The sequence below is a fragment of the Haloarcula nitratireducens genome (genome assembly GCF_019599505.1).
In genome coordinates this window covers 47263-63392 of the sequence record NZ_RKLT01000019.1, presented here as the reverse complement: position 1 = coordinate 63392, position 16130 = coordinate 47263, and the positions used below count along the sequence as shown (strand labels likewise).

The 16130-nt window shown below is 54.5% G+C and carries 11 protein-coding genes and 2 pseudogenes; 9 read left to right on the top strand and 4 right to left on the bottom strand.

Translation table 11 applies throughout. The features are described 5' to 3' along the window. Window positions 1–276 (top strand): annotated as a pseudogene (locus EGH23_RS21425) (zinc ribbon domain-containing protein); the annotation flags it as partial. A 175-nt stretch (window positions 277–451) separates the two neighbouring features. On the opposite strand, the gene EGH23_RS21420 reads toward EGH23_RS21425, so the two are convergent. After that, complete coding sequence (locus EGH23_RS21420) at window positions 452–1426, bottom strand: glycosyltransferase family 2 protein (protein WP_220582029.1); 975 nt, start codon at window positions 1424–1426, stop codon at window positions 452–454. A gap of 1544 nt (window positions 1427–2970) precedes the next feature. Further along, window positions 2971–3608, bottom strand: a pseudogene (locus EGH23_RS21415) (IS6 family transposase). A 109-nt stretch (window positions 3609–3717) separates the two neighbouring features. Between EGH23_RS21415 and EGH23_RS21410 the strand changes: the two are divergent. From EGH23_RS21410 to EGH23_RS21395, 4 genes are all read left to right on the top strand, one after another. Beyond that, the gene (locus tag EGH23_RS21410; RefSeq protein ID WP_220582028.1) at window positions 3718–4458 is read left to right on the top strand and encodes an ABC transporter ATP-binding protein; all 741 of its coding nucleotides are present in this window, start codon (window positions 3718–3720) and stop codon (window positions 4456–4458) included. Window positions 4459–4577: 119 nt separating this feature from the next. Next, window positions 4578–5681, top strand: a complete 1104-nt coding sequence (locus EGH23_RS21405; protein ID WP_220582027.1) for an ABC transporter permease — start codon at window positions 4578–4580, stop codon at window positions 5679–5681. Then, entirely contained in the window at window positions 5678–6907 is a 1230-nt protein-coding gene (locus EGH23_RS21400; protein ID WP_220582026.1) for an ABC transporter permease, read from the top strand. Before EGH23_RS21405 ends, EGH23_RS21400 begins: the two co-directional genes overlap by 4 nt. Before the next feature lie 453 nt (window positions 6908–7360). Next, the gene (locus tag EGH23_RS21395) at window positions 7361–7990 is read left to right on the top strand and encodes a homing endonuclease associated repeat-containing protein (RefSeq protein WP_220582025.1); all 630 of its coding nucleotides are present in this window, start codon (window positions 7361–7363) and stop codon (window positions 7988–7990) included. 82 nt (window positions 7991–8072) lie between these two features. Here the strand turns inward: EGH23_RS21395 and EGH23_RS21390 are convergent, their stop codons facing one another. Then, window positions 8073–9323: a hypothetical protein gene (locus EGH23_RS21390; protein ID WP_220582024.1), complete on the bottom strand. Its 1251-nt coding sequence runs from the start codon at window positions 9321–9323 to the stop codon at window positions 8073–8075. A gap of 898 nt (window positions 9324–10221) precedes the next feature. Here EGH23_RS21390 and EGH23_RS21385 point away from each other — a divergent pair. From EGH23_RS21385 to EGH23_RS21375, 3 genes are all read left to right on the top strand, one after another. Next, window positions 10222–11103, top strand: a complete 882-nt coding sequence (locus tag EGH23_RS21385) for a ParA family protein (RefSeq protein WP_220582023.1) — start codon at window positions 10222–10224, stop codon at window positions 11101–11103. Continuing rightward, window positions 11103–11489, top strand: coding sequence for a DUF7970 domain-containing protein (locus tag EGH23_RS21380; RefSeq protein ID WP_220582022.1), 387 nt, complete (start codon window positions 11103–11105; stop codon window positions 11487–11489). The genes EGH23_RS21385 and EGH23_RS21380 overlap by 1 nt, the downstream gene beginning before the upstream one ends. A 313-nt stretch (window positions 11490–11802) precedes the next feature. Then, on the top strand, window positions 11803–13035 hold the full coding sequence (locus tag EGH23_RS21375) for a phage integrase SAM-like domain-containing protein (RefSeq protein WP_220582021.1): 1233 nt from the start codon (window positions 11803–11805) through the stop codon (window positions 13033–13035). 355 nt (window positions 13036–13390) lie between these two features. Here EGH23_RS21375 and EGH23_RS21370 read toward each other — a convergent pair whose 3' ends face one another. Then, window positions 13391–14353, bottom strand: coding sequence for a C-terminal binding protein (locus EGH23_RS21370; protein ID WP_220582020.1), 963 nt, complete (start codon window positions 14351–14353; stop codon window positions 13391–13393). 119 nt (window positions 14354–14472) lie between these two features. Between EGH23_RS21370 and ggt the strand changes: the two genes are divergently transcribed. Beyond that, window positions 14473–16089, top strand: a complete 1617-nt coding sequence (gene ggt / locus EGH23_RS21365; protein WP_220582019.1) for a gamma-glutamyltransferase — start codon at window positions 14473–14475, stop codon at window positions 16087–16089. The last annotated feature ends 41 nt before the right edge of the window (window positions 16090–16130 follow it).

Here is a 16130-nt window from a genome sequence, read left to right as displayed (position 1 = left end):
CCGCAGTGCGGTTCGACAGACCGGACGACACGGCATCAGGACACGCTCGCCTGTCCGTGTGGGTTCGAGGGCCACGCCGACCTTACAGCGTCAGAAACGTTCCTGAAGCGGCAGACAGAGAACGCAGCCAGGCCGATGGCACGGCCCGTGCGGTTCGAGTGGGACGACCACGACTGGTCGGGGATATCACACCCTCATGAAAGTCCCAAAGAACAGCGCACAGACCCGAGTACCGCCCACCACAGCGGGAATGTTGCTTCCGGTGAATCGGCATAGCCGAGATTCCCACGGAGGAAACCGCCGCCGTTTACGGCGTGGAGGATGTCATACACGTCGTCACAGTATCGTTACGTCGTTGTCTCCCGCCTAGGTGTACCGAAGTCTCGAGCGGTCTGAGGAGATGTCGATAGTACGGGTCGTGTCTTCGGAAAGACATCGATATCTGCTCTCTTCATCCTGTCGTGTTGATTTGTGTGATCATCCGTTGAACGCTGCTCAGGACCAACCCACAAAAGATACCCAATATCCCAGGAATCGTGACGAAGCCTGCAGTAAGCACTTTCGCCGCATAGAACACCCCGCTCTGTTGATAGATGAGAATAGCGTGAATTCCGTATATCGTCCCTACAGTTGTAAGAATAATACCTGGAACACCAAAGAATAAAACTGGGTGCTTATCTCGAACCAATTGGAGTATCAGCGCCACTACGGCAATCCCGTGGTGAATAGAGTTGTAGGTCTGTCCATCGACGTCTTTGTACCGAACGTCGATGGGGCGCTCCTGAATCCGTAGATCGTTTTTTGTGGCCTCACTCAGCATCTCTGTCTCCACACCGTATCCGTTGGTAGACAGGGCCAGTGACTCGACTGCCGTCGGCGAGAAGGCTCGGAAACCGCTCTGCGAGTCACTTACACCGGCACCTACCGAGACGAACGTAAGTGCGTCTAATATGGTTTGTCCGAACCGTCGATACAGCGGTGTCTCGTCGTGCGTCTGGTCGTCTGAATACCGACTCCCGATAACAACGTCGGCGTCCCCTGCCAGTACCGGTTCCACGACGTTCGGAATATCTGCCGGGAGGTGCTGCCCATCCCCATCAAGTACCACGAGCGCGTCGTATCGCGCCGACTTTGCGTACGAAAGCAAGGTACGCATCGCAGATCCTTTTCCAGCGTTACACTCGTGTTGGAGGACTGTCGCACCCGCACGACGGGCCATCTTGCTGGTGTCGTCGTCACTGCCATCGTCGACGACCACGACTTCGTCTACGAACTCGCTTACACCGTGGACGACGCTCCCGATGGCGACTTCTTCATTATATGCGGGGATACCTGCAATGACCGGCCCTGCTGGCTCGTCAGCCGGTCTGTCTATTGCACTCGATTTCGAACCCTCTTGATTCGCTTTTTTTGTAGTTGTTCCCATTTTTGTCGTAAGTTTTTACATTCTGGATATTCGGCGCACTCTTTCTGTTCCTCCGATCTTACGATTTTAGGTTGTCTTCCCGGTTTTTCGTTCTGCTAAGTAAATCGGAGTATCCGTTCCATGAGCGGCCCCAGGAGAACAATGCCTTCTGGACGATTGTGTCGAACTGGCAGTTCTACTGGGTTCACTAAACTGTCGCTCATGTTCTACTACCAACATTTCCAGCGAGACTATATAAAACTTCGCTGTTGCATGTTTGCTGTATCTAATTACAGAGCCGGTGCATAGGTGACTGGCGTTGGATCAGTCGTATATCGACGCGTTAGTGAAATGAGTCCTAATCGTACATCGACTGTCCGCCCTGCGGGTCTGCGTTTCGGAGATTCCGTATCCCGTTGCTCGGTGGATACCGAGGAATATTCCTCTCAGTACGATTGAATGGCCGTATAAGTTTTCCTTAGTGCGTAATGGAGACGAGTTTTATCAAACTACTTGTCTTTTCTCTTGCTCATAAATCTACCCGTCTATCGTAAGCCATTGCCTCCGTCGTGAAGAAATAGATTACTAGTAATAATCAGATTATCATGAAGCCATATATCTGCCCAAATTGAGGAGGTTCCGTCCCCTCTTGTCCAGGCTACAGAATAAGGTGGGCCAAAAATAACAGATGTACTCCCATCATATTCCTGAGCTCCGAGTCGTGTCCGATTATCTGATCGCTTGATCGGTGAAATCCGATATAGGATACTCAAACCACGACAAACGATACAAGCCTACCGTCTTACAGCCGTTCAGAAAGAGATCGCGAGTGGAACCTGTCTGAAACCGCTCGTCGCCGATATCTAAAGCACCGAAGTCTCTGAGACGAACAGAGTACGTGTATAGAGGGTGTATTCGCCGTTAAGGATTATTGTCCTACCTGAAAATACTCGCATAATGAAGTACCTACTCATACTAGAGGAGGATCGATTAGATATCCACACATAATCGGAATGTCTAAAGATGTTTAAAGAGAAATTGGGGCAATATATCGATATTTTGCTCTCTGACAACGCCAATTTATATTCAAAACTCGATAATTCGAGACAAGAGGTGCGTTTTCAATGTATCCATACGTATTGACCATATATTTGGATCGGCTCGAATGGCTCGAATACCGCCGTCAACGTAGTAAAACGCAGCACGTGGGTTCCGATTCTGAGCGATACGATCAGACGAGTGTGAAAAAAGGCTGGTACGGGCGTCAATCGTGAAGTGAGGGTTCGTGGCCCACCACGAGCTGGGGCATACTGGAACGTGTTCACGGGTGGGTCAGGTGTGTAAGGACTTCTGAGAATGACGACCGCTGACGCCCTCGTGGGGTGCAATCAGCGACAGAAGAGGGACGACACAAATGTGTAGTCGTACGGATATGACTGACGCCTTAGGACAGTAATTCGACGTTGCCGCGTCGCCAATCTGCATAAGTAAATCTTACAGATAACGGGCACTGTCTAGTTAGTCTCCTGAGTTGGTGTTTTTCCGTCGAGCGATTGATGCGGTCGCTAAAAATTATAGTAATGGATAAACACTGCAAGCTACCGGCGGACGCTCAGCCGACTGCCCACCCATGAGTTGTGGAAGCGGTCAACCCTCATTTTGAACGTGTGAAACCACTTTTCGATGAGCTTTCGGTCTGTATAGTCGACTCGACCGTTCACACCTAATCGAGAAAAGGCAGTCCGATAACCGAAGGAGTCAGCGAGAAACACCGTGTCTGAACAGCCGTGTTTCTCGCACACGCCGTGCAGAAATGCAGCCGCCGGATCGGTCCCGTGATGCTTGAATAACGTGATATCAAGAATTACCTTCGTGTCGAGGTCTATTGCAGCGTACAACCAAGACCACTTACCATGGATTTTGACAGCGGTCTCGTCGACCGCGACCCGCCTCGGCGTCGCCTTCGGCGGGTCCGACACGCTGTCAGCTAGCCGATGTATCCACTGAAAAACTGTCTGAAACGACCGTTCTATGCCGAGTAGCCGAAGAATTGCTTCTATCTCTCTAAGCGAAGTCCCGTAGCGTGGAGTCGGACGGCGAACGCCCTGATGGGCGTCGCCGTCCGCTGCCAACATTGATAATTCGCCGTTTCCAACGACTCTGTGAGCAGTTCTAGGTCGAGCGAAGCACTAGATCTACGAATTGCTCGCTTCTCAAATTGGCCTAACTAGACAGTGCCCGCTAATTGATATAGTTCTCCAGTAGACATGACACAACCATTATCACCGAGCCGTACAGAGATTTGCTGACGAATGGAACAGCTGGGCCAGCCAACTGAGACAGTAACACGAGATACTCCTGTCGTCGAAGGGGAGTCCGTCATTCGGGAATATACGCGAGGTGGAGGCGGATTTTTCTCTCGGACAGCAGCACCAACAGTGCGTGCACTCAATGGCGTCTCAGCGACCATCCATCCCGGTGAGGTGGTTGGTATTGCTGGCCCAAGCGGCAGCGGTAAATCTACGCTTCTTCATTTGCTTGCCGGACTTGACGTTCCAACCTCGGGGACGATTACGCTAGCGGGACAGAACATTACATCGCTTTCAGCTCGAGAGCGGGCTGCTTTGCGACTTGAGCATGTCGGCATTATCTTCCAGCGATTTCACTTGCTCGACGCTCTCTCGGCCCGTGCGAACGTTGCACTCCCACTCGTAGAACTCGGTTACGGCAAGCGCACTCGACGTGAACGTGCTGCGGAGCTCTTGACTGCCGTTGGTCTCGATGAGCGACAGACACACAAACCCGGACAACTCTCCGGTGGGGAGCAACAGCGAGTAGCCATTGCCCGGGCACTCACGACGAACCCCTCATTAGTTATCGCCGATGAGCCAACGGGGGAACTGGACACGTCGACTGGTGAGCGCGTCCTCGATTTACTGGTCGATATCGCCGACGAACAGGCTGTTGTCTTGGCCTCTCACGACCAACAAGCGCTCGATGTCTGTGATCGCATTATTCGCCTTCGAGACGGGGAAATCGACAGGAGTCAGTAACTGTGGGGCGACGACAGTCACTACTCGGGCTCGCAGGGTATCGCGTTATTGGTCGGCTTCGAAGTGCGCCTCAACGCGTGTTGTTGAGTGTTCTTGGGGTTGCCGTCGCGATCGGATTAATGGTCACTGTTTCCGGTGTCGCTCTGGGACTGAGTTCACAATCCGTCGTTGAGAGTGAGGGTGTCGATTACTGGGTCGTCCCGGAACAAGCAAGTGTCGAGTCATTAGCGGTCTCAACTGGTGGACTCCAGCTCGGCGATGTTCATTCCACGAGTGCAGCACTCGCTGACGACCAACGAATTGACTATGCGACCCCAGTGTTACTGGAGTTAGTGCCGGTTCGAGATGTTACCACCGGTGAGCGGACGTATATCCTTACTGTTGGGGTCATCCCGAAACCAGGGACGAGTATCCTTGGGTTTCCAACAGATGATCTTATCGCAGGTGATCCCCACTATGCGAATGGTACATATGACGGCCCTTGGACTGGTGAAGCAGTAGTTAACGACGCGGCAGCGACGCTCACTAACGCATCAACCGGGGACAAACTCGTTCTCGCTGGTGGAAGTACGAACCAGTCGTTCAGCGTTGTCAATGTCACTACTGGCGGCGCAGAGACGGCTGGTGGAACTGTGCCAATGATGGTCGTTCATCTCAGTGAACTGCAAGCCGTGACTGGGGCCACCAATGGTGATGCTGCAGATCAACTTCTCGTGAGTACGAACGATCCTTCCGTTCGCTCGCTTATTGAGCAGCGCTATCCGAAGACGACGGTTGTAACACGACAGGGGCTGTCGGCACAACAGGTTTCGACATCAAATCTGCCTTTGGCTATCGCGAGTGCTGCGCTCATCTCCACAATCGTTATTGGCGTTCTCTTTCTGACGACATTGATTGGACTGGATGTCAGCGGCGATCGCGAACAACTGGGGACACTGGCGGCAATCGGCTTTACCGCTCGCTCACGATCGCTATTGGTTGGGACTGAAACCGTGCTTATCGCCCTTCTAGGTGGTGTTGTCGGTATCGGCCTTGGCTTCCTGGGCATCGTCGGTGTCAATGCGATTGGCGCTGTGACCTACGATGTCGCTGTCGTCGCAGTTTTCGATCCTCTGTTAGGTCTGTATGCGATCGGTGTCGCGGCTATTATTGGTCTTCTCGGTGCGATCTACCCAGTGATTCTGAGCTGGCGAACCGATGCATTGGAGGTGCTGTCGGGATGAGCAACCTTGCTCGCGTCCGTGCGCTACTCGGTGTGGCTGGTGCACAGCTACGCCACGAACGAACCCGAACAATACTTGCGGTATTAGGTGTCGCAATGGCGGTACTGGCATCAGTTCTCCTCGTAAGCGTCGGTCTCGGTGTCATGAATACGGGCGAGGAGAAATTCACCCAGGCAGGTCGAGATATTTGGGTGACTGGCGGCCCCGTTGAACTCCGACCGGGCACTGTCGGTGGGTTCGAAAATTCGCTCATTGATGCTCATTCACTTGAGGCAGAATTAAGAGCGCGTGAGGACATTAGAACAGCACATGTCCTCATCTTTCAGACGCTCTATATTAGCACAAACAACGAGGACTTCGAGACGGTTATCGGCGTCGGCGCCCAGACACGAGGGCCGAACGTAAACTACGTTGCTGGTGGTGGCGTTGAGGGGGGCGATGCCCATTACGCCGATGGCAGTTACGATGGACCGATGCAACATGAAGTAGTCATCGACCAGCGAACTGCCAAGCAATACAATCTCTCTGTCGGCGATACAGTTTATCTCGGTGGGACACTGGCAACGGCTAGTAATAACAGATTCACTGTTGTGGGTATTTCGGGCACCTATTCGCAGTTCGTCGGCGCCCCCACAGTTGTAATGCCCCCCAGTGAGATTCAGGAGATCACTGGCACGACAGCCAGTGATCGGGCGACGATGATTTCAGCGAAGGTTGCAACTAATGCAGACCCTGAGTCGACGGCAGCAGAGCTGCGGAAGGTCTATCCAGGGTATACCGTCCGAACGAATCGTGAGCAGTTACAGGCGACGCTTCAAAACCAATCCGTTGTTCTCGCAAGCGGACTGAGTCTTGTTATAATGGCCGTCGTCGCTGGTATACTCTTATTGACGAATCTGCAACTCTCATTCGTTGCCCGCCATCGTGAGACGTTTGGTGCACTTACCGCCATTGGGACCTCACAACGATCCTTAGCTGTGATACTACTCGCGAATACCCTTACCGTTGGAATACTTGGCGGCGTAGTAGGTATTGGACTTGCTGTTCCTAGCATCTGGGGGGTAAATCAAATTGCTGCCGCATTAAGTGGCTTTGAAGACGTTGTCTCTCTCTCAGAGCAGGTGTTAGTAGCTGGGTTTAGCGTCGCATTTGTCGTGAGCGCGATTGGAGGAGTTGCCGCAACATGGTACCTTTCTCGTCTTTCACCACTATCTCAGCTTCGGTGACTTTTACGAAATTACGAAATTGAGTCTGTTTTAAACAACTCTGCGGCACTCGGCCTATCGGTCTGCGAGGAGAGAATCCCGCCGTTTACGGCGAGGAGGATGTCACCGGTCTGTATCAAACCATTCTTCATACTCTTCGCAGTTGTCACACTCAGCTCGAGTTGACCACTCCTCATGCTCCTGTTCCTCTGGCGGTACTTTGAATATTTTCACGCCGAGTGACCCACATTCGGGACATTGTGATGGAATCCCCATAACCCTTAGATAAAACTGATAGTATGCCATCATAAAAGTAATTCCCTCCCTACTCGGCATACTGCTCCGAATCCCACCGCTACAGTCGATCGATGAAAGACCAATTGATGGTTGTCTAAATATATTGATATAAGCGAAAAATCAAAATTGATAATATAGGGGTCACATTTATGCTTTCCAAGACTAGTTCAGCTATAAATGACGGTACGTGAAGAACTAATTGCGGAACTCAAACGACTACAGGCTGAAACCGGCCGAACGCCGACAAAAGCGCTTATGGTGGGAAAGGGGAAGTTCGACCCTGAGCAGTATCGCGAACAATTTGGGTCATGGGAAGAGGCACTCCGTGTAGCTGGGTTCGATCCAGAAGCTCGTGATCGGGAGCGATATGATACGCTCTCACAACTTGACCAAGAATCTCAAACGAAGATACAGATGTTGTTAGAGTCGAATGAGTACGAACTCTTCTTTCGCGGTCAATTATTAGCTGAAGTTAATCGACTTGCTGTCGAATTAGACGAGGCTCCATCGATAACTGATTTGCGGAAATATGGACGCTACTCAGATAATAATTACTTCAAGTACTTCGGATCGTGGTCAGAAGCCATCAAGGAAATAGGGGTTTCGCCAAACGAAGTACCCACACGTATTTCCGATCTTGAATTGCTTGCTGAACTCCGACGAGTAGCAGAAGCAATCGATGCCAAGCCTCGGACTAAGGACATCCGTGAACGAGGCAAGTATTCCGTCCAAACCTACTATTCTCACTTTGAGTCTTGGGACGCAGCGTGTGAGCAGGCTGGTATCTTGTCAACTACCGGCGGCTGAAAAGGGTTGTCCACTGTGGCAGGAATGTTGCCTCCGGGGAATCATAGACTGGCTGAGACTCCCACAGAGGAAACTCCGTCGTTCACCTGTCGTCGGTGTGTGCCGAGTCGGTAGCTGGAGTCTCGAAAACATTGGCTAGCGAATCTTTGAATTCAGTGAGTTCCTGGATGTTTGTCCGAAGATCAGATAGTTCTGCACGCATGGAAGCGATATTATTACTCATCTCAGATAGGTCATCTTCAAGGCTACGAGTGGTTTCACGAATATCTTGGACATCGTCATCAATCCGGGAGACTCGGCCATCAAGTGTCTCAATTTCAGCCTTGAGTGTATCACCCTGCTTCGCTACGGTGGTATCAATACGCTCGACTTTCTTATCGAGGTCGTCTCTGACATTATCGAGTTCCCTGTCAAACCTACCACGGGCCTCATCTAGCCGCTGGTCTAGGTCATCCGTTTTTTGATGGAGGTCTTCGACGGCTACATTCTGTGTCTCTTGTACTGTCTCAATCTCTGTTTGGACTGACTGGAGACCAGCTTCGAGAGTGGTAAGGTCATCTTCTATTCGGTCGATGAACTCTGGAGCGGGTCCGTGTTTGTCTATGAGGTCCTCTAAGGCAGTCGCATAGGCAGCAAACTCATCGACACGAGCGCTGAGCCAGTCGAGTCGAGCGTCAACACTTCGTCGAGGATCTAAGTTGTCTTCAGGTGTGGTAGAATCTGAACATGTCTCGTCGTCCTGAGTCGATGACCGAGGATCAGTGAGCTCGATCGGTTTGACGTTGGCAGGTGCCTCAGTCTGATTCGTTACTTCTTGATCGCCTTTCTGTTTACCTGCAGTCTGTTCACTCTCGTCGTTGTCATTGGCTTGTCTGATCGCTTCCTTAATAGCAGCTGAAGATGCATCTGTCCTGTCCCACCCTAAGGTGTCTGTCGATGAGGATTCAGAGTCGACTGCCGTATCCATTGAAAACTGCGCAGGAGATGATTCTGACAACGTAGACTCTTCGGATTCGGTTCCCGGTATGTTGTCACTATTGTCACAAGCGGTACCTGACCGTGTGAAGGCAGCAGGCTGCACCTCCTGTAGGTTGGGATCATTGAACGTTATCTCCTCTATGTGTTCAGCTAGCTTGATCCCGTAATGAACCGTAGCCGGCTCATCGTCAACGATCTGTGAGATTGACGCCTGCTGCGAGGATATCTCACCCATCGCCGGCTTATCTTTGTGTCTGAAACCACCCGTCTCAAATTCTACATTATCTGGAAATTCTTCAACGACGTGAACTAATACTTGATTTTGGTGGCTTGACTCGATTGTTACAGTCCCCATGATCCAGCTATCTTCGTAAGTGAGAGTACGCGTCACTGCAATATCGTCATCTGATACAGTTGTTTTCTTATTCCGAATGCTTATATTGTCCATCCCAATATACCCATTTACACATGTTGTTTGAAGATACATAAATACCGACCAGTATATTCTGAGGCTGAGAATGGTCTACAGAAGAAACAAGGCGAGTGCCTCGGGGCTTGACCCTGAGGCGGTTCGCAACAATAGAGCCAAAGATACCTCCCCACACCCCGTGTGCGATATGAAATTCGATCTTTCGAGTACCCTCTTCAAAACTGAGTTTCAGGAAAACAGTACAAGAGACGCTCTTCCGCAGATACAGTAGTTTTCAGGCGGAGTAGACCGGGGTGGTTCATCCCATCTATCAGGGGCTTTGATGTCTCTCTTGTCTTTAGAAGTCTGGTCGTCGTTGAGACTCGTCACCAGCGTTTCGACCGCGACGACCGCGTCCGCATGGACTGTCTCCACCTGCTCGTCGTCGGGATTGATATCTTGCAGTGTCTCTAGTGCTCGCTTTGCTCGATCAGCGTTATTCCTGTGCTAACCAACAATATCCGGATCAACAGGCGTTGTGCACGCTCCTGGCCACTCTGTGTTGGTTAGCTTGATAGCTACCACAGCACACCACTGTTTTCACCAATGTAGTTCTCGAGCCGTAGGTAGCTTGGGTAGCTTAGGCAAGTTAGGCAACTCAGGTAAATCAGGTGGTTGACCCTAATTTGGCACCTAATCTACCTTAGGCTACTTAGGTAGCTTGTATATCTGAGCTGAGTCAGGATATTAGGGTGGCTTGGGTGCCTAATCTAACTCATGCTGTTGGGATACCTTGGGTGACTAAGGCACAATAGCTAAGTCACCTAAGGTAGACTGACTGACTATGGCCGAGAACCAACCTGAACCGCGTGCTGTCGCGGTCGGCGTGCTGAAAGGCGGCTTCGGCAAGACAACGACTGCGATCAACCTCTCGCGGGAACTCGCGTATCGAAACGAACGCGCGTTGCTTGTGGATCTCGACGACAATGGCCACATGACATTAATTCTCGGTGAAGATGAAGCATACCGAGGGGAGCGATGGGGGACGAACCATGCCGCCGATGTCCTTCTCGACGGTGATGACCCATCACAGTACATTGTCAACATCGCTGAGGGGTTGGACCTATTCCCTGCCCACGTTGAGCTGGAAGATGTCCAATCTGGGCTCAAGGAGGCGACAATGGGAACGACCCGCCTCAAACAGGAGCTCGTTGACGAGGTCCTCGGCGATGCATACGATTACGTTGTAATCGACTGTCCGGCTAACAGGGGGAAGCTGAACGATAATGCGATGTACGCGACGGGGAATATCATCATCCCATTGCGACCCGAGAACGGCTACGAAACGGGTCTTAGCAACACGGTTCAGCGACTCGTCATGGAGGCCCGCGAATACTTCGACCTCGATATTCTTGCAGTCACACCGACCGACCTCTCCACTCGGATCGACCAAGATACGCGCGACCGTGCATTGCTACAGGAGATGACGACGCGCGAGGCCGTTGCGAAGCACGTCCCAAACTATGCCTATCTCTCAGCAGACGACTGGGATGCCATTGATAATGGCAACTACGCTGGCTCCCTACCTGGGATTCGCCACCGGGCAGCGATAGACAACGCGAATGACGAGGGGGTCCCGCTCCGTGATTACGATAGCGAATGCGATCAACTCGCTGCCTACGACGAATTGGCACAGATAGTTGAGCAAGGGGAGGTGGTTCGCTAATGGGATTCGACGACCTCAACGATGCTATCAGCGAGCAGGACGCCAACGAAGAGGAATCTGCAGACGACAGCTCTGGCTCCGATGAAACCCAAGCAAAACGCATGACTGAGACCACTTCAGACACGCCAAAATCAACGGAGACGACAGATGACTGGAAGCGTCAACCGGCGTTTCCATACGACGACGCATCGCAGGAGGCAATTTATCCACGTTCGAGCACCTGGGACGAGTTTGAGGATGTTCTCGACTTCGAAGTTAAACGTGAGCTCCGAGATGCGGGTATCCGTGATATCCCGAAGCGAGAGTACCATGATGCACTGCTGAAACTCGCCACGGAGGAGCCAGAACGACTCGCAAAATTGGTTCTCGAAGCACGTCAATCCTAAATCTCTATTTTTCACGTCTGACGCTGTCTAGAGGCATATCGTATCTAGAAGAATATGAGCCAATTTAGTATAGCGGAATATAATTTATAGAATGGCACAAGTCTGAAATTCAACGGGTAGTAGGCTCTAGATGCCTGAATACTGGCGAAGTCTCGGCCCAAGTAGCTGGTCGTGATTACACTGGTAATCACGACCAGCTTTTAGTACCCCCACGCCGTCCGGTAAGCACGAATGCTGCAACCCACTCAGGACGCCGCTTTACTCGGGGGAGAGCCGCCGAGACCGGGCTCGCAGGAACAGGGGGGCTTGGACGGTGTCTGACCGAGGACTCTCAACATCGCTTGCGGACAGCTTCGAGCGATACCTCCAGGACAAGGGAAAGGGGCGCGGTGGCGACGGCGGGAACTATCGACGTAACGCGGCACGTGAACTCGAGCGGTTCGTCGAGTGGGCTGCCGGCGACCGCAGTGACGGTGACTGGACCGGAATCGTCCCTGACGATGTTGACGGGGAACCTACCTTCGAAGAGCTCGACGAACGCGTCTTCCGAGAGTATGCTCGCCATCTCGCCGGCGATCGAGGACTCAAGCAGAATACCGTACAAACCTATTACCGCTATATCTCTGCGTGGTGTGGCTGGTGCGTCAATGAGGGGTACCTTGAAGCGCACTACGCCCAGCGGGCGAGTGCGATGGCGCCGCTGCCCGAGGACGACGGTCGCAAGCCTGGCGACCAGCAGGCCTGGACGTCCGAGCAGCGCCACGAGCTCACTCGACACGTCGACAAGCAGGCGCGTGAGGCCATTGAAACGTATACAACACTCCCGGAAGATACTGATCCCCTCGATAAGCAGCGAGCGCGATACACCGCTCTGAAGGCGGCTCGTGACCGGGCACTCGTGTTCGTGCTCGCGTACACAGCTGTCCGTGTCGGTGAATTGCTTCGGGATCCGAATGATCCACGCCGGCGCGGAGTTCGGTGGGAGGATCTCTCGCTTGAAGATGGGAGTATGGATGTCTACCGAAAGAAACAGCAGTGGGATGCCGCCAGTCTCCCCAACCCAGTGATTTCGCCGCTGCGGAGCTATCGAAAGCTAATGGACCCACCGACTGAGCGCTGGCCAGTGTTCCCAACGTTTGACCAGCGGACACTTGCAACGCTCGTGCAGGACGAACTGGCTGACCGCGGGGAACGCCCGAGTGCAATCGACGAGCGACGTGACAAGTACGCTCGCGACCTGTTACTGGCGCTTGGGGTGGACGCTCGACCGCCCTCGATTACAACGGATGGAGCACGGTCGATTCTTCAGCGGCTCTCAGATGCGGCAGCAATTGCCATCAACCATCCGAAACACGACTATCTTGCACCGCATGGTGGGCGACGGGGAATGGGTGAAGTGCTTGTCCGTGCGTTCGGGTATACGGTTGCCGCCCGTTATCTCGACAACTCCGAGGAGATGGTACGAGAGCGGTACTCACATATCGAAGCCGGGGAGCTAGGGGATGTTGCGACAGAAGCCCTCAATGAGATCGATCCTGACGTATAAGTAGCGAGTCGAATAGCGATTCTACTTTTCACTTCGCACTCGCCCTGCTTGTTCTATTCGGTCGTGTCAGGCACTGTTTAGGACTGATGACTCCCCCGCTCCTGAATGGCAACAGCGACATCACAGAAATAAGGCTGTGGATAGATATCAGGAGACACTCTGAGATATGGCGAGTGAGTACAATGGTATTCCTAGAAACGATCGACTTGGACTGAATCATCCAGCTCGTTGAGGATTTCGCAGACTATGCCGAGTATCTCGTGGTTCGAGCCGTCGGTATGGGTTCGTATAATCAGATGGGGTGCTGAAAGGACTGTTGCGGGGAAAAACACAAAACAGCGAGCGGCAGTTGCGCCTAGTTCACGACGTTGTACGGCTCCTCACCCAAGAGTACGGATCGGACGATGTCGGTGACGGTACAGCGGCGCTGGTCGTTGGCTTCCTCGCTGTACCACGCGACGTGGGGCGTCGTGAACGCCTTCGGGTGGTCTCGAAGCGGGTCATCCTCGGCGGGCGGTTCCCCGGGGAACACGTCAAGGCCAGTGCCGGCGATCTCGCCGGCTTCGAGCGCGTCATAGAGCGCGTCGGTGTCGACGATCGGGCCGCGCGCGACGTTGACGAAGTAGGCGTCCTCGCGCATGCGGGAGAACGCGTCGGCGTCGAACAGCTCGCGCGTATTGGGCGTCAGCGGGGAGTGGACGGTGACGAAATCGGCCCGCTCTAGTACCTCTTCGAACTCGACGAGGTCGGCGGGGTCGTCGGCCACGTCTTCCGCGGAGAGGAACGGGTCGCTGGCGATCACGTCAGCACCGAGAGCGTCGGCGCGCTCGCCGACGGCGCGGCCGATAGCGCCGTAGCCGACGACGCCGACCGTCCTGGTCGAGAGGCGGTGGACGGGCGCGGCGACGGAGCGGTCCCAGCCGCCGTCGGCCACGTCGGCGTCGTAGGGCTTGAGGCCGCGGGCGAGCGCGAGATACAGCGTCAGCGCGTGGACCGACACCTCCTCCAGACAATAATCCGGGACGTTCGTGATCGGAATCCCGCGGTCGCTCGCCGCGTCGACGGCGATGTTGTCGACGCCGATGCCGTACCGGGAGATGACCCGACAGTCCTCCAGGGCGTCGATAGCAGCTTCGTCGAGATCGTAGCGGAGATTGATCACCGCGTCCGCCTCGGCGAGCGTCTCGTGGGCGTCGGCGGCGTCATTACCTACATCGCCGGTGAGTTCGACGACATCGGCGACGTCAGCGAGCCCTTCGCGTTCGATTGATAGGTCCTCGAAGTCGTGATCCGTGACGATAACGGTGTGCTGTGACATTGGGGAAGAGTGGATGCCCCGGGGTTAAATAATCAGGTCGTGCCTATCGTCTCGACCAATAACAGGATATATTTGCTTTTACCTAATGGAATTTCAATCTAGGTTCGCTCCTCTCTGCAATGCGAACTAGTAACACGGACGCGCTCGTCTCGGAGCGCTCGACGGTATACGCGCCACACGGCGTCGTGGCGACGAGCCAACCCCTTGCGGCCGAAGCGGGGCTTGATACGCTGCGTGCGGGCGGCAACGCCTTCGACGCGGCGGTGGCGACGGCCGCCGCGCTCAGCGTTGTCGAACCGGTGAACACAGGGCTTGGCGGGGATGCCTTTGCATGTTTCCGAACTGCGGACGGCGAGGTCGGCGGGATGCGAAGCTGTGGGTTCACCCCGGCCAAGGCGACCCGCGACCGAGTTCGCGCGCTCGCAGCCGAACACCAGGGTGTCTCGCCGGGAGATGCATCAATGCCGTTTCGTGGGCCGCTCGCCGTGACCGTGCCGGGGGCGGCTAAAGGGTGGGAGCTGACCGTTTCGGAATTCGGGAAACTTACGCTGGCGGATGTGCTGCAACCCGCGATCGACTACGCGACGGAGGGCTTCCCAGTTACAGAAGTGATCGCCGATGACTGGCAGGCCGCGAGCGACCAATTCATCGATGCGAACGGTCGCGAACAGTTCCTTAAGGACGGACGCGCCCCGCGTGCCGGCGAGGAGATGCGGCTCGAAAACCTCGGTCGGTCGCTGCAGCGTATCGCTACTCACGGCGCGGAAGCCGTCTACGAGGGCGAAATCGGGCAGGCCATCGCCGAGACGGTCCAGTCCCATGGCGGCCTACTGACGACCGAGGACCTCGCCGCCTTCGAGCCGGAACTGGTCGATCCGGCGAGCACGACCTACCGCGGCGCGGAGGTCTTCGAACTCCCGCCGAACAATCAGGGCCTCATCGCGCTTGAAGCGCTCAATCTCGCCGAGGAAGTCGACGCGGGAAGCCATCGGTACGACGCCGCCGAGCGCGTCCACTACTTCGCTGAAGCGCTCAAGCTCGCCTTCCGGGACGGCCACCACTACATTACCGACCCGACATTCGAGAAAAGTCCTCCATTAGCGTCGAAGACCTACGCCGCCGAGCGAGCCAAACATATCGGCAAGACGGCGCTCACAGATGTGCCGCTCGGTGTTCCACAAGCGGAACACGCCGATACGGTGTTGCTCGCCGCCGCGGACGCCGAAGGGAACGTGGTGACGTTCATCAACTCCCGCTACAAACAGTTCGGCAGCGGCCTTGTCGCCGGTGATACCGGCATCGCACTCCAGAACCGCGGCGGCTCCTTCTCGCTCTCGTCCGACAACCCCAACTGTATCGCGCCGCGGAAGCGACCGTTTCACACCCTTATCCCCGCGATCGCGCGACTCGGCGACGACGACTGGCTCGGATTCGGCGTCATGGGCGGGTTCATGCAGCCACAGGGCCACCTCCAGATGCTCTCGAATATCCTAGATTACGACCACTCGCTACAGGAGGCCGTCGAACAGCCCCGATGGCGATACAAGGCTAACGGCCGCCTCGCGCTCGAAGAAGGGCTTGCCGGCCGAGTCGGCTCGAGGCTTTCCAGCCGAGGACACGACATCGAGGTCCTCCCTTTCGGCGCGTTCGGCGGCGGTCAACTGGCCCGGTACGACGACGGAACGCTTTCGGCGGCGACCGACCCACGAAAGGACGGGAACGCCGTCGGATTCTGAGAAGGGACGACTCTCTTACCGATAGCGTTCGTTTTTTATAC

Coding starts and splice junctions, on each gene's coding strand:
- EGH23_RS21420 (WP_220582029.1), bottom strand. CDS start 1,426: ATGGGAACAACTACAAAAAAAGCGAATCAAGAGGGTTCGAAATCGAGT.
- EGH23_RS21410 (WP_220582028.1), top strand. CDS start 3,718: ATGGAACAGCTGGGCCAGCCAACTGAGACAGTAACACGAGATACTCCT.
- EGH23_RS21405 (WP_220582027.1), top strand. CDS start 4,578: ATGGTCACTGTTTCCGGTGTCGCTCTGGGACTGAGTTCACAATCCGTC.
- EGH23_RS21400 (WP_220582026.1), top strand. CDS start 5,678: ATGAGCAACCTTGCTCGCGTCCGTGCGCTACTCGGTGTGGCTGGTGCA.
- EGH23_RS21395 (WP_220582025.1), top strand. CDS start 7,361: ATGACGGTACGTGAAGAACTAATTGCGGAACTCAAACGACTACAGGCT.
- EGH23_RS21390 (WP_220582024.1), bottom strand. CDS start 9,323: ATGGGGACTGTAACAATCGAGTCAAGCCACCAAAATCAAGTATTAGTT.
- EGH23_RS21385 (WP_220582023.1), top strand. CDS start 10,222: ATGGCCGAGAACCAACCTGAACCGCGTGCTGTCGCGGTCGGCGTGCTG.
- EGH23_RS21380 (WP_220582022.1), top strand. CDS start 11,103: ATGGGATTCGACGACCTCAACGATGCTATCAGCGAGCAGGACGCCAAC.
- EGH23_RS21370 (WP_220582020.1), bottom strand. CDS start 14,353: ATGTCACAGCACACCGTTATCGTCACGGATCACGACTTCGAGGACCTA.
- ggt (WP_220582019.1), top strand. CDS start 14,473: ATGCGAACTAGTAACACGGACGCGCTCGTCTCGGAGCGCTCGACGGTA.